Genomic DNA, 13230 nt, shown 5'->3' on the forward strand with positions numbered 1-13230 from the left:
CTCTTGTTTAAAAAGTATTCAAATAAGAAAAAGAATCTGCTTACTATTAATAAAGGAGTCCTTGGTATTGAATAATAGAAATGAAAAAATGTACTCTAATTCATTTATAGTTCATATCTTCCTGGTTTAATTACATAAGCTTATATGCAATTGATCATGCTTTCGTTCACTTTATCCTTTAAACAGGCCCATAATATTGATGATATAGTGATCCAAAATGAGATCGATTGCGTTAGCTATAAAATGATAACTAACTAGATGAGGAGGGGGCACAATGAAAAAAGGTACATACAATCGGTTTTGGAGATGGCACTTCTTTGGTGCATTGTTCATGGCTCCACTTCTGATTACACTTACGCTGAGCGGAATTGGGTACTTGTTTTACAATGATGTTGAAAACGTTGCGTACAAGGATCTTTTCTTTGGTACTAGCGAAGAAACGTCCCAGCTGACGATCGACGAAGGAATATCTCTTGTGAAACAGGAGAACGAAGGATTTGAAGTTTCGAAGATTATGATCCTGGACGAGCCGTATAATACGAGGCTGACGTTGAAGTCCGAGTCAGGTGAAGAGAAATACGTATTTTTAGATGAGTATAACAAAATAGTCGGCTCCCAAAATCCAAAGTATACGTATGCCAATATCATGAGAAATATTCATAGTTCACTTTTTGTGGGCGGAACTGTCGTCAATTACTTAGTTGAATTAGCCGCATGCTGGGCGATCTTTTTATTATTTTCTGGACTGTATATGACATTCAAAAGTCGTGCGCTGAAGAAACCGAAGAAATCGACACGACGACTTCAATTTAAACGGATTCATGCGTTAATCGGTACAATCATCACTATTCCCATGATCATTCTCATTTTTACAGGTCTTCCCTGGTCCGCATTCATGGGGAATTTCATCTATACCGCCTCTCAAGAACATCCTGCTATCGGTACGCCGTTGCTAAAACAACAGCCACCTACTTCAGATATGAGTGAGATTCCTTGGGCAACTCGTAAAGAAGAAGCCCCTACATCTGAAAAACCGGATCCTCACGCGAATCATGGTGGGAATGGGGAAATGCCCGGAATGGATATGGGCCATAACGGGATTTCTGTTGAAGAATTGATGCGGAAAGTACAGGATGAAAGGATTTCGAAACCGTATTCAATCGTCTATCCGTTTTCTGAAGACGGTGTGTTCACGGTATCCAAAGGTAGTAACACCGGAGTAACAGGGTTAGATGTACATCCTTCTGAAGAGATGACTTCTTATTTCGATCAATACAGCGGCAATTTGATCTCCAAAGTAGGCTACGGGGAGTATGGAATCTTGGCGAAGTGGTTTACGTGGGGAATTCCGCTGCACGAGGGTCATTTATTCGGCTTGCCAAATAAAATTATCAATGTAATTGTCTGTCTGGTATTTTTATTCCTGATATTCTACGGCTTCAACATGTGGTTGTCACGCAAGAGAAAAGGAAATATTTCGGCACCACCTAAGACGACGAGTAAAATTTCGATAGGGTTTGTTGTGCTGATGGTGATTTTAGGTATCATCATGCCACTCTTTGGGATTTCATTGTTGGTTGTACTTGCAATCGAAGGCATTTTGTATTTGGTTCGTCGTGGGAAAGACGATACGCGGACTGAGTAATAGTGAAAATAGAAGAAGCTGCCTAGAAAGTCAGCACGTTGACTCTAGGTAGCTTTTTTTCAAGTTCTGTTTCGTCGCAGTCAGAGAACTACTACATTCTTTTATAAAAATATGAACAATTCAATTTCGCCTTCAAAAAATACCTCAAAAACGAATTCTCGAAATCAAATTCCTCATATCTACCGCATTCTCTCCCTTACACAATTCAATTTCCACGTTTTGACGATTTTCTGTTCCTGTCATATGCTGATTTCAATACAGTTACTAACAGAACAGTTAGAAAAGTCATCGGAAAAATGATATACTCTATTCTAAGAAGTGTGAGGAAAACACATGAACAAGCGGGCAATGAAACGGATTTATTTAAAGAATCTAGTCGATTTGAAAATTGATTTTGCGTTTAAAGAATTGTTTGGCAGCGAGAAGAACAAAGCAATTACGATTGTTTTTCTGAATTCCATTCTCAAACGAACCGGCCGGGATTCCATTATAGAAGTAACCTTCAGAAATCCAGAAATCGGCGCGGTATATGAAGACGACAAGCTATCGCGTCTGGATATTCTTGTCACCACGCAAGACGGACATTCTATTAATATTGAAATGCAATTTACCAATCAATACGACATGGTCAATAGAAGTCTCTATTATTGGGCTAGATTATACAGTGAGCAAAATAAAAAAGGAATGGCATACAAGACGCTACAACCTACGATCATGATGAACATCTTAAACTTTGACTTGATTACGCAAACCGATGCGTATCATACGACGTATCATTTACATGAGGATGAAAAGAAATTTCGTATAGCGGACGGATTGGAGTTACATTTCATTGAAATACCTAAGCTACTTGCGCATTGGTATGATGAAAAGTTGGATCCGTGGAGTGATGTATTGGCTCGTTGGTTGCTTCTGTTGAGTATAGTGGATCAGCGGAAACAACATATTTACGAAGACATATACAAAGAACTGGAGGCGATTGCGATGACTGACAAACATTTAGAGGAAGCATTTACGAGTTGGAATGAAATGAGCCTCAATTCGGAAGAACGACTTGCTTATGAAGTGCGCTTGAAACAAGTTCTAGATCAGGAAGCTGCGGTCAATGAAGCAAAGTTGAGATTAGAAGTTGCCGAAAAAAGAGCAACGGAACGAGGAATGGCACGAGGAATAGAACAAGGAATAGAACAAGGAATAGAACAAGGAATAGAACAAGGAATAGAACAAGGAATAGAACAAGGAAAAACAGAGGAAAAGGAACATATAGCACGTAAACTTCTACTGAAGGATCTGGATATTGAACTTGTAGCTGAAACAACTGGGTTCTCGTTAGAGCGTGTACAAGAGATGAAAGCAGAATTAGGATTATAAATTGTAGCGAATGAATTTCAATGTTTCGGAAACTGGCACTTCATGTACACGGCATAGTTGATAAGACGCCTACTTTCGACTTGTTATAGGGGAGAGTAGATGTCTTTTTACTATCGAGGTGGGGATGAAAAACAATTAGTACTATCTAATTAAACATTCTTAATAAACAAACATGTAAACTTGGTGAGCAGGTACGTCTTAAGAGGCTCGAAAATAAATCAACTAACCCTAACGTTTAAGTGTCTCGGTTTTCAATTATATTTCAATATTCTTCTTACCTAGAAACTTGCAACGTCATAATCAAAGTTATTGTAGCATTCATCACACCAGACGGCGTCTGCCCCTACATCGCCCTCCGCCTTTAAATGAAACATTTCGCTCTCTTCGCAAAAACACGACATCAATACAATAATCTCCTACATTTTTTTCTGCGTCCAATGATAAAATATCAACTTTTCTAACGGAATCAATCTCCAGTAGAATCTATATATATATCATCTGGATATATGTGTATAATGATCACCAAAAATTGGTGAATGTCTTTCGTAATCAGTATTTCCAGCTGATTAAAGTCGAAAAATCATTTATGCTATAGACCACTCGCTAATAATAAAATACATCACAGTGAAGCGAAACAGCGCTAAAACCCTTCTCATTTCATTGACTGCAATCCAGCTTTTCCACCTCCAACACCTTTCCAGTCGCACCCTCAATACAATCAATGCTATAATAAACACATTCTATATAATCACTACCTGTGCAAAGATTGATGGAGGGAACCTTACATGAAAACCGAAGCGAAACTACAAAAAGAAGCAATGAAAGTCCTTAAAGAGACAAGCCGTACATTCTACATACCAATTAAATTACTCGAACCAAACGTTAGAGAAGCTGTTGCGTCTGCTTACCTGTGTATGCGTGCAATCGACGAAATCGAAGATCATGAACAACTAGACGTGACGATCGTCATGGACTTACTGAATAAAGTAAGCGATATTCTAGACCGCACGATTGCAACAGGTGAATCGATGGCGTCTGCACTGGACGAATTGTTCGCACCGTACCGTGACCAGTTACCTGAAGTGACGTTGCGTCTCGCTGACTGGGTAGAGTTCTGTCCAGAAACAGCACGTAACAAAGTACTCGAATCGACTGCGATCATGGGTCGCGGTATGGCAAAGTGGGCAGGTAAGGACTGGGTCATCAAGACGCGTGAGGACCTGGATGATTATACGTATTATGTCGCTGGATTAGTGGGCGTCATGCTTGCGGATATTTGGCGCTGGTATGATGGCACCGAGACGGATCGGGACCTTGCGATAGGCTTTGGCCGCGGGTTGCAGTCGGTTAATATTCTTCGTAACTACAAGGAAGACGCAGTGCGTGACGTGAACTTCTTCCCGAATGACTGGAAGCTACCGGAAATGTTTGCGTATGCGGAAGAAAATTTGGCACTCGCGGATGCGTATATTGAAGACATTCATACGAAGACGATTTTGAACTTCTGTAATATTCCGTTGGCACTTGCGCATAGTACACTCGATGCATTGAAAGAGGGACGCGAGAAGATGTCGCGGATCGAAGTCGTAGCAGTCGTGAACAAAGCGATTCAAAAGTAATGCATAGTTAATCGAATGAATGGAGGATTGCGATGCTAGATTTACTGATCATTATGTTCGAACGGGTCGGAATGATTGTGGCGGTCGCTTTCCTTCTGACTCGTTTTCGATTTTTCCAAAATATGATCCATCAAGATGTATTGGATCGTCGGCAAGAGCTGACAGCGATACTCTTTTTTGGATTGTTTGGCATTTTCGGAACGTATTTCGGTGTGGCACTGGATATGCAGACGTTTCATTTTGAAAATATGTCGTGGCAACTTGAGACTGATGAGGCGATTGCGAATTCCCGTGTCATCGGGGTGGTCGTCGCAGGTTTACTTGGTGGCTATAGACTCGGGATCGGTGCTGGACTCATTGCCGGGATTCACCGGATGTCTTTAGGTGGATTCACGGCTATTTCGTGTGGGATTTCCACTATTATTTCTGGAATCCTTGCAGGTTACTTCTATAAGAAGGGCAAGCATATCAGTCCACTTTTAGCATTCGCGATTGGTGCGGCTGCGGAAGCGTTGCAGATGTTGCTCATTCTCGTTATTGCGGACCCGTTTGAGAAAGCGTTTGCTTTGGTACAAGCGATTGGCTTGCCGATGATTTTAGCAAACGGTATGGGGACTGCGTTATTCATGCTGATTGCGTATAACGTGATTAGTGATCAGGATAAAAAGACGGCGTTGCAAGCGCAGAAAACATTACGTATTGCGGATCAGACGCTTGGCTATTTACGGACAGGTATGCGAAAAGATACCGCTTCGGCCGTGTGCGGTATTCTCATGAACGAGTTGCAGCCAGGTGCTGTCGCGATGACAGATAAAACGGATATTCTTGCGTTTGTCAGCTCCAAAGGCACGATTATGCAAGGCTCGATTCAGACGGATTTAACGCGTCAAGTAATTCAAGAAGGACGGCTCATTGTCACGGATTCCGTCACGCATGATCACCCGAGCGTCTCGACATCAGGGGCCATCGTCATTGCGCCACTCAAAACGCGCGGTGAAACGATCGGAACGTTGAAACTATTCTATCCTTCACGTAAAGCGATTACTGATGCCACGATTGAATTAATATCGGGACTCGCTGAATTACTCAGCAACCAACTTGAAATTGCCGAAGCGGATCATGCTTATCAACTAGCGAAGGAAGCTGAAATTCAGGCGTTGCAAGCGCAGATCAGTCCGCATTTCCTGTTTAATTCAATGAATATTATCATTTCTTTGATACGGACAAATCCGGATGAAGCGCGGAAATTGCTGTCGTCGTTGTCGTTTTTCTTGCGTCAGAACCTTGAAGGGACGACTGCGAAGATGGTTACGTTACAGCAAGAGCTTGCGCACGTCGAAGCGTATTTGATGATTGAAGAAGCGCGTTTCATTGATAAACTGAAGATTTGTATCGACGTCGATCCGAGCGTCATGCAGGAGAAGATTCCGCCACTGACGTTGCAGCCGATCGTTGAAAATGCGATTACGCACGGTATTAAAGATTTGGACGCAAACGCGGTGGTCCATATTTCGATACATGAAAGTGGAGACGTCATTCATATTATGGTGGAGGACAACGGTGAGGGAATTGGTCTTAAGCGTCTCGCCATGCTTGGGCAGGAACAAGTTCAGTCTGAAAAAGGTACTGGGCTTGGTCTGTATAACGTCAATCGACGCTTACTGATGACGTTTGATAAGAATTCAGGACTCGCAATAGAAAGTACACCGAATAAAGGAACGAAGATTTCATTCTACATTCCGAAGTCGGAGGTGAACGGATATGACGGAAATGATTCGCGCATTGGTCGTGGATGATGAAAGGTACGCGCGCGAAGAAATGATTTATTTGCTTGAGCAATTTGAACGGGTGAAGATTGTCGGGGAAGCCGATTCCGGAGAGTTAGCGATTATTAAGGCGATGCAACTGCAGCCGGACGTGGTTTTTCTCGACATAGAAATGCCGAAAGTTGATGGTATGGAAGTAGCAAGGACACTCGGCTCGCTAAAGAAAGTACCGCTGGTCGTCTTTGCGACAGCCTATCCGCAATTCGCGGCCGAAGCGTTTCGTGTTCATGCGATAGATTATTTACTGAAACCGTATGATGAAGAGCAATTGCGGCAGACGATTGCCCGTGTGGAACAGTTATTGCTACAGCCAAAAACCGATGCGTCACCGAAACGAATCGATCGATTGCCGGTTGAAATGGAAGGCGAGATCCACTATATCCCGATTGGCGACATTCTCTATGTACACCGGGAAGAAAATTGGACGAAGATTGTTACGCCTGCGCGAGATTACGAAACGCGCATGACATTGAAAGAACTTGAGAACAGATTGACATATTCATCGTTCTTCCGCATCCATAAAAGTATTCTCGTGAACCTCGTGCACGTCAGTAGTTTGACACCGTGGTTCAACGGAGCGTATCAACTAGAGGTTGATCAACGTCCGGAGAAATTGTCAGTTAGCCGAAATTATGTCAAAGAATTACGCCAACGTCTCGAAGGATAAAAAGTCTCGTAACATGTTAATCTCCCGGAGTGCATCTTACTTCGCGATTCTGACATGTTGCGAGATTTTGTCATCATTTGGACACCTTTCTATTATAGTTAATGTAAGCGTTATCACTTTAAGGGAGGGAAAGTAGCAATGATTACATTTTTATTTTCTATTGTATTATTAATAGTCGGATATTTTACGTATGGTAAGTACATCGTCAAAATGTTCGGCGTCAAGGAAGAACGTGCGACACCGGCGTATACGAGCGCGGACGGAGTCGACTATGTGCCAATGAGCACTAGCAAGAACTCATTGATTCAATTACTAAATATCGCAGGTGTAGGCCCGATTTTTGGCCCGATTATGGGAGCGTTATACGGACCCGTCGCATTTATCTGGATCGTCGTCGGGGCGATATTCGCAGGCGCTGTACACGATTATTTGACAGGTATGATCTCCATCCGAAACCGCGGAGCACACTTGCCTGAACTGGCAGGAAAATTCCTCGGGAAATTTATGAAACACGTCGTCAACGCATTTGCACTTTTATTACTCGTTCTAGTCGGTACCGTATTCGTTTCGGCACCAGCAGGATTGCTGTACAACTTGATGAATGGTTGGATGGCTATGGGAATCATTCTCGTCCTTATTTTCCTTTATTATATTTTGGCCACACTATTACCGATCGATAAAATCATCGGTCGTTTCTATCCAATCTTCGGCGCACTACTCGTGATCAGTGCAGTTGGTATCGGCGGCATGATGGTCATCAAAGGTGTTCCGATTCCGGAATTGACATTTGCGAACTTACATCCAGATAATATTCCGATCTTCCCGTTATTGTTCTTGACGATTTCATGTGGAGCGCTATCTGGTTTCCATGCGACTCAGTCTCCGATTATTTCCCGGACAACGAAGAATGAAAGCCAAGGTCGCAAAATTTTCTACGGCATGATGATCGCAGAAGCTATTATTGCGATGATCTGGGCAGCGGCTGGTATGGCGTTGTTCAACGGTGTAACATTGAATGAATTGCTTGCAGCTGGCGGACCAGCAGTTATTGTGAGCGAAGTATCTATCACGATGCTAGGTGCTGTCGGAGGAACACTTGCGGTAATTGGTGTCATCATCTTACCCATTACATCAGGCGACACAGCATTCCGTAGTGCACGCATGATTATTGCGGACTACATCAAGTACCCACAAGCTAAAGTCATGAGCCGTCTATGGATTGCGCTTCCGATGTTCGCAATCTCGATTGCCTTAACTCAAATAGACTTCAACATCCTATGGCGCTACTTCTCTTGGGCGAATCAGTCAACGGCCGTCATTGCGTTATTTGTCGGAGCGATGTATCTCTTCATTGCCGGTAAGAACTACTGGGTCGCACTCATACCTGGGACGTTCATGCTGATGGCGACGATGACATATATACTAAACGCAGCCATTGGATTCGGATTACCAATGAATGTCTCCCTAATTGGCGCAACTGTCATCTCGATCTTCCTAGTAGCTTTGTTCTTCAATGCAGCGGTGAAAGCTCGAGCTGCACAGATTCCACTAGAGGAAGATATTACAAACTGGGATTCTACAAGAACAATTTAATACGATATCTTTACAACCTGTTGAGCTTTGGTTCAGCAGGTTTTTCTATGTAGATTTATATAGTAATTTAGATTGTGATACACTGTTAGTAGAGTGAAAAGACCATTTACTCGAATGAAGAAAACGCACACAATAAGTAACTAATTTACAATTTAAATGACTTAAGTAACTAATAGTGTAAATATACACTTTGAGTGTAAAGGAGGAATAAAGCGTTGAATAAGCAGACGGTTATGGACTTAGTGTCGCCCCGCTTGAAGTTAATTCGGACAGAAATGGACTATACACAAGATCAAATGGCGGAGATTATAGGCATCTCAAAGAAGACATTAGTACAGCTAGAGAAAGGCCGACAGGAAATTGGTTGGGCTACGGCGGTAGTGGTTTGCGCGCTGTTTCGCGAGAGTGCTCTGTTGCGTTCGGTTATGGGAGAAGATCCGATTGAGTTAGCTGAAATGGCAGTACATACAGAGATTCATTCGCGAGAAACCGCTGCGAGTGCATCTATTAATTGGTGGACGGAGATAGGACAATGGCAGCAATATAAGTTGCAACAACATACCGCGGGTGGACATTATCGCATAATCGGAGCGGATTATAAGCGTTTATTTAGTACGGGGGATCGTGAAAAAGCTTTAGCTGAATTCAAAAAGTACATGGACATGCTGTAATTATTATATGAAAATAATGTATGAAAAACAGATAAAAACCGGCTGTACTCCTTTAAGAGTGAGCCGGTTTTTCAATGTGAAATGAAAATTTTTTAGTGGTTGTACATACGCCTTTTTCATATGTGCGCTCTTCGAATTCTACATGATCTTCGCTATCTATTGTCAGTACCGTTGTGCAACGTGTGCCATAGTCTTTTGACGCAATAAATATCGAAGACAGTAAACTTTCGAGATCTTCACCCACGCCGGTATCAGGTAGTTGTTCGGTTGGAAATCGTTCCGCTCGTTGCATCGTGCCGAATAATATATCTGGATCGATCGTCTCCGTTTGATCCAAATATTCCGCCAGCAAAGCTTTCGTTTTATCTACCTTAGGCCACGGAGTATTTAGAAATGCATTACTCAGTCCGTGTGTGTCATGGGTTAGCTGTTGGATAGATTGCTCGATGTTCGAGTAGTAATACATCTCCTTAGCTGACCCAGCAAGTACGTTGCAGCCGGCATAATCCTCTCGATTCGTATGCAGTTGCTCCATGAATGCGCGTGCTGAGAGCTCCGATTGTAGATAGGAAGATACGATGTGACCGCGTGAGAGTTTGCCTGTTTCTGGTAGCGTGAAGTCACGATAATTCGTCAGCGCAGCGACTTTCCCTTGTTTATTAATGCCGAGCCACGTGCCCATTTGTTCGAGATCGCGCCCTGCTAAAATGTCGGGATAATCGCTCCAGAAGTTAGCTGGTGCTGCCGGACGTCCGTACGCTTCATCTCGGTTCGCCATCATGACGAGTTGATACTTCGGATGGCTTTGTAATTGAAATGCCAGTAAACACATAATGTCACCCCGTTTGTGTATGTATGAAATCAGTGTATCACGTGCGAATTTGTTTGGCGACTGTATGGATAGTGCTGTAAACTAGAGAGTAAACAAAATGATATATTGTTTGCCGCGCTATTGAAGTCAGAGTATATACGAGGTATCATAGATCATAATGGGTAAACAAATAGTGGTTTTGTTTGTTGGTGCTGAAAATGTAATAGGAGTGTGGGATGCATGGAGTTTACGGAAACGTTTTGGGATGCTTCGTTAACGGAATTAAAGCAAGGGTATATAGAAAGTTCCACATCGTATAATTGTTTATTATGCGGTAAACAAATCGAAAAAGGTGTCATTTATCCGTACGAGAATGCATTGTATGAAGCGCAGCGATTTATGCATGTGCATATCGAACATTCGCATCAGTCGGTGTTTGTGTATTTGCTTGAACTCGATAAGAAATGGTCAGGCATTACCGATCATCAAGGTGATCTGTTGCGTTTATTCTATCAAGGAAAAAGCGATAAAAGTATACAGGAAGAATTGGAGATTGGCAGTGCGACGACTGTGCGGCATCATCGCTTTGCATTGAAAGAAAAAGAACGGCAGGCGAAAGTGTTCCTTGCGATGATGGAGTTATTGAAAGAACGCGAATCGTACGAGCAGGCATTTATTCCACCGCATAAAGCATCTCAGTTATTCCACGATGATTATTTGGTTGCCGAGGATGAGCAGCAAGCGATACTACGGACGTTTTTCCCTGAAGGAACCGATGGCCAGTTAAAAGAGATGCCGGCGACGGAAAAACAGCGAAGAATTATTGTCCAGGAAATTAGTAAGCGCTTTGACGGTGACATTTCGTACAGTAAGCATGAGATGAATGATCGGCTTTCGGAAATCCATGAAGATTTCATTACACTTCGGAATTACTTAATTGAATACGGCTATTTCGGTCAGACGCGCAATGGCAGTCAATATTGGTTAAAGTGAGTTGCTTGCAATCCTTTTAAGGTTTAGAAAATGTCGAGGTGGGAAGACTAGGAGTAATCGCGAAAGGAGCGGAAATAAATGACTGCAAAAGACACAGTACAGAAAATCTTGGATGAGAGCATGATAGGAACGATGGCAACGGTGGATAACAATAAACCGTACAGCCGGTATATGACATTCATGAGTGATGGTTTAACTTTGTATACACCGACTAATAAGAAAACGGAAAAGGTGGATGAGCTCGAAGATCATCCTTATACGCATATTCTTCTTGGCTATGAAGGCGAAGGATTCGGTGATGCATTTGTGGAGTATTCGGGTCGTGTCACGATTTCCGATGACGAAAGCTTAAAAGAGAAGATTTGGAACGATCATATGAAGGCATGGTTTGATGGTCCTGAAGATCCGAATTTAGTTATTTTGAAAATCGAACCAGAAGCGATTCGTTTGATGAATAAATCAGGCCAACCCCCTCAAGATATTTCCCTGTAAATAATTACTATACCAAAAAAGTATACATGAATAGTATATCCCGAAAGTGAGAGGTCGCACTCTGATTTTCGGGGTATTTTTGTTTAGTTGGAGAATTCACCACAAATACACGTAAATCCCGCTAATTTCCATTGCTTGAACGCAATAAATGGGGGTATACTACTCATGAGAACATGTGTTCCTTTGAGAGGTGAATACCATATGAAACCATTACCGAATAGAAAAATTGCGTGCCTCGATATGCGCAGCTTCTACGCGAGCTGTGCCGCGGCAATGGAAGGACTCGACGTAATGGAAGTGCCGATTGCGATTGTTGGCAATATCGAAAGAAAAGGCGGTGTCGTACTGGCTGCTTCGCCGCCATTGAAAAAGCGATTTGGTGTAACGACAGGTATGCGTCTATATGAGATTCCGGACGATCCAAGCATTCGTTTAATTGAACCGAAAATGCAGTTTTATATCGATGTGTCGATGGAATTAACGAGGTTATTGAACCGCTATGTGCCAAAAGAAGCGATTCATGTGTACAGTATCGATGAAAGTTTCGTCGACTTTACGGGTACGGAAAAATTGTGGGGACCTCTTGAGACGTTGATTTACCGAATTCAGGATGAGTTGTACCGGCAATTCGAGTTGCGTTCGGCGTGCGGAGTCGGGCCGAATATGTTGCTGTCGAAGCTTGCACTAGATCTAGAAGCGAAGAAAACGGGGATTGCGCATTGGACGTATGAAGATGTACCCGAGAAGCTATGGCCTGTTGCCCCGCTTCATAAAATGTGGGGCATCGGCAAGCGAGTGGAGCGGACACTTGAAGATATGGGCATTTATTCAGTCGGTGATCTCGCGCACACGCCGCTTGAGAATTTGGAGAAGAAGTTCGGTGTGATGGGCAATCAACTCTATTATCATGCACACGGCATCGATTATTCCGATCTCGGCTCCGTGTTGATCGAGGGGCAAGTGAGTTACGGCAAAGGCCAGACGTTGTTGCGCGATTATACGACCACTGACGAAGTGTTGGCCGTTTTGCTTGAGATGTGCGAGGATACGGCGATGCGTGCGCGGCTTGCGAAAAAGAAAGGGCGTACGATTACGTTGTCGTTCGGTTATTCAAAGCACGCGCTAGGTGGCGGCTTTAATCGTCAAAAAACGTTGCCAGAAGCGACGAATGAAACGATGGCGATTTATCGCGTCTGCCAGGAGCTGTTTGAGACGTTCCATGACGGGCGTCCCGTGCGCCATATTTCCGTCAGCTTGTCGAATCTTGAAGAACATGACAGTTTCCAGCTCAGTTTATTCGAACCGATGAACTGGAAGCAACAGAAAATCGGTCAGGTAATGGATGAAATTCGCGTGAAGTATGGATCTGCTGCTATTCTTCGCGCAGTGTCCGTTACGCCAGGCGGTACCGCATATAGAAGGAATCGATTAATCGGTGGTCATTATAAATGAAAATCAGTCGAATTAAGTCGTATAGTCTCACTATATAGAAAGGATTTATTTCAAATGCTGAAATATCCTAGTTCCGGAACTTTCGATATC

At 43.0% G+C, this 13230-nt stretch carries 11 protein-coding genes; 10 read left to right on the forward strand and 1 reads right to left on the reverse strand.

Annotated elements, in window-relative coordinates:
- Window positions 1–274 precede the first annotated feature (274 nt).
- The 7 genes from CSV80_RS11530 to CSV80_RS11560 all read left to right on the forward strand — a co-directional run bounded on the left by CSV80_RS11530 (window position 275) and on the right by CSV80_RS11560 (window position 9392).
- Window positions 275–1645 (forward strand): PepSY-associated TM helix domain-containing protein, encoded by a 1371-nt coding sequence (locus tag CSV80_RS11530; RefSeq protein ID WP_099670986.1) that lies wholly within the window; start codon window positions 275–277, stop codon window positions 1643–1645.
- A 333-nt stretch (window positions 1646–1978) separates the two neighbouring features.
- Window positions 1979–3016 carry an Rpn family recombination-promoting nuclease/putative transposase gene (locus tag CSV80_RS11535; protein WP_099670987.1) on the forward strand — a complete coding sequence of 346 codons (1038 nt, stop codon included), beginning with the start codon at window positions 1979–1981 and terminating at the stop codon, window positions 3014–3016.
- Between the two features lie 785 nt (window positions 3017–3801).
- Window positions 3802–4635 carry a squalene/phytoene synthase family protein gene (locus CSV80_RS11540; RefSeq protein ID WP_099670988.1) on the forward strand — a complete coding sequence of 278 codons (834 nt, stop codon included), beginning with the start codon at window positions 3802–3804 and terminating at the stop codon, window positions 4633–4635.
- Window positions 4636–4667: 32 nt separating this feature from the next.
- On the forward strand, window positions 4668–6431 hold the full coding sequence (locus tag CSV80_RS11545; protein ID WP_099670989.1) for a LytS/YhcK type 5TM receptor domain-containing protein: 1764 nt from the start codon (window positions 4668–4670) through the stop codon (window positions 6429–6431).
- Window positions 6397–7128, forward strand: a complete 732-nt coding sequence (locus CSV80_RS11550) for a LytR/AlgR family response regulator transcription factor (RefSeq protein WP_099670990.1) — start codon at window positions 6397–6399, stop codon at window positions 7126–7128. Before CSV80_RS11545 ends, CSV80_RS11550 begins: the two co-directional genes overlap by 35 nt.
- 138 nt (window positions 7129–7266) lie before the next feature.
- A complete protein-coding gene (locus tag CSV80_RS11555; protein ID WP_099670991.1) occupies window positions 7267–8721 on the forward strand; it encodes a carbon starvation CstA family protein in 1455 nt (484 codons plus the stop codon).
- A 215-nt stretch (window positions 8722–8936) separates the two neighbouring features.
- Entirely contained in the window at window positions 8937–9392 is a 456-nt protein-coding gene (locus CSV80_RS11560; protein WP_099670992.1) for a helix-turn-helix transcriptional regulator, read from the forward strand.
- A gap of 52 nt (window positions 9393–9444) precedes the next feature.
- On the opposite strand, the gene CSV80_RS11565 is transcribed toward CSV80_RS11560, so the two are convergent.
- Window positions 9445–10224, reverse strand: a complete 780-nt coding sequence (locus CSV80_RS11565; RefSeq protein WP_099670993.1) for an NRDE family protein — start codon at window positions 10222–10224, stop codon at window positions 9445–9447.
- Between the two features lie 219 nt (window positions 10225–10443).
- Between CSV80_RS11565 and CSV80_RS11570 the strand changes: the two genes are divergently transcribed.
- From CSV80_RS11570 to CSV80_RS11580, 3 genes are all read left to right on the forward strand, one after another.
- Window positions 10444–11196 (forward strand): DUF2087 domain-containing protein, encoded by a 753-nt coding sequence (locus tag CSV80_RS11570; RefSeq protein ID WP_099670994.1) that lies wholly within the window; start codon window positions 10444–10446, stop codon window positions 11194–11196.
- 78 nt (window positions 11197–11274) lie between these two features.
- A complete protein-coding gene (locus CSV80_RS11575; protein WP_029053784.1) occupies window positions 11275–11688 on the forward strand; it encodes a pyridoxamine 5'-phosphate oxidase family protein in 414 nt (137 codons plus the stop codon).
- A gap of 201 nt (window positions 11689–11889) precedes the next feature.
- Window positions 11890–13140 (forward strand): Y-family DNA polymerase, encoded by a 1251-nt coding sequence (locus CSV80_RS11580; protein ID WP_099670995.1) that lies wholly within the window; start codon window positions 11890–11892, stop codon window positions 13138–13140.
- Window positions 13141–13230: the final 90 nt, after the last annotated feature.

Source organism: Sporosarcina sp. P12(2017), from assembly GCF_002743035.1.
Classification (GTDB): Bacteria; Bacillota; Bacilli; order Bacillales_A; family Planococcaceae; genus Sporosarcina; species Sporosarcina ureae.

Excerpts from the sequence above, each read along its gene's own strand:
- CSV80_RS11530 (WP_099670986.1), top strand. The coding sequence starts at position 275 with ATGAAAAAAGGTACATACAATCGGTTTTGGAGATGGCACTTCTTTGGT.
- CSV80_RS11535 (WP_099670987.1), top strand. The coding sequence starts at position 1,979 with ATGAACAAGCGGGCAATGAAACGGATTTATTTAAAGAATCTAGTCGAT.
- CSV80_RS11540 (WP_099670988.1), top strand. The coding sequence starts at position 3,802 with ATGAAAACCGAAGCGAAACTACAAAAAGAAGCAATGAAAGTCCTTAAA.
- CSV80_RS11545 (WP_099670989.1), top strand. The coding sequence starts at position 4,668 with ATGCTAGATTTACTGATCATTATGTTCGAACGGGTCGGAATGATTGTG.
- CSV80_RS11550 (WP_099670990.1), top strand. The coding sequence starts at position 6,397 with ATGACGGAAATGATTCGCGCATTGGTCGTGGATGATGAAAGGTACGCG.
- CSV80_RS11555 (WP_099670991.1), top strand. The coding sequence starts at position 7,267 with ATGATTACATTTTTATTTTCTATTGTATTATTAATAGTCGGATATTTT.
- CSV80_RS11565 (WP_099670993.1), bottom strand. The coding sequence starts at position 10,224 with ATGTGTTTACTGGCATTTCAATTACAAAGCCATCCGAAGTATCAACTC.
- CSV80_RS11570 (WP_099670994.1), top strand. The coding sequence starts at position 10,444 with ATGGAGTTTACGGAAACGTTTTGGGATGCTTCGTTAACGGAATTAAAG.
- CSV80_RS11575 (WP_029053784.1), top strand. The coding sequence starts at position 11,275 with ATGACTGCAAAAGACACAGTACAGAAAATCTTGGATGAGAGCATGATA.
- CSV80_RS11580 (WP_099670995.1), top strand. The coding sequence starts at position 11,890 with ATGAAACCATTACCGAATAGAAAAATTGCGTGCCTCGATATGCGCAGC.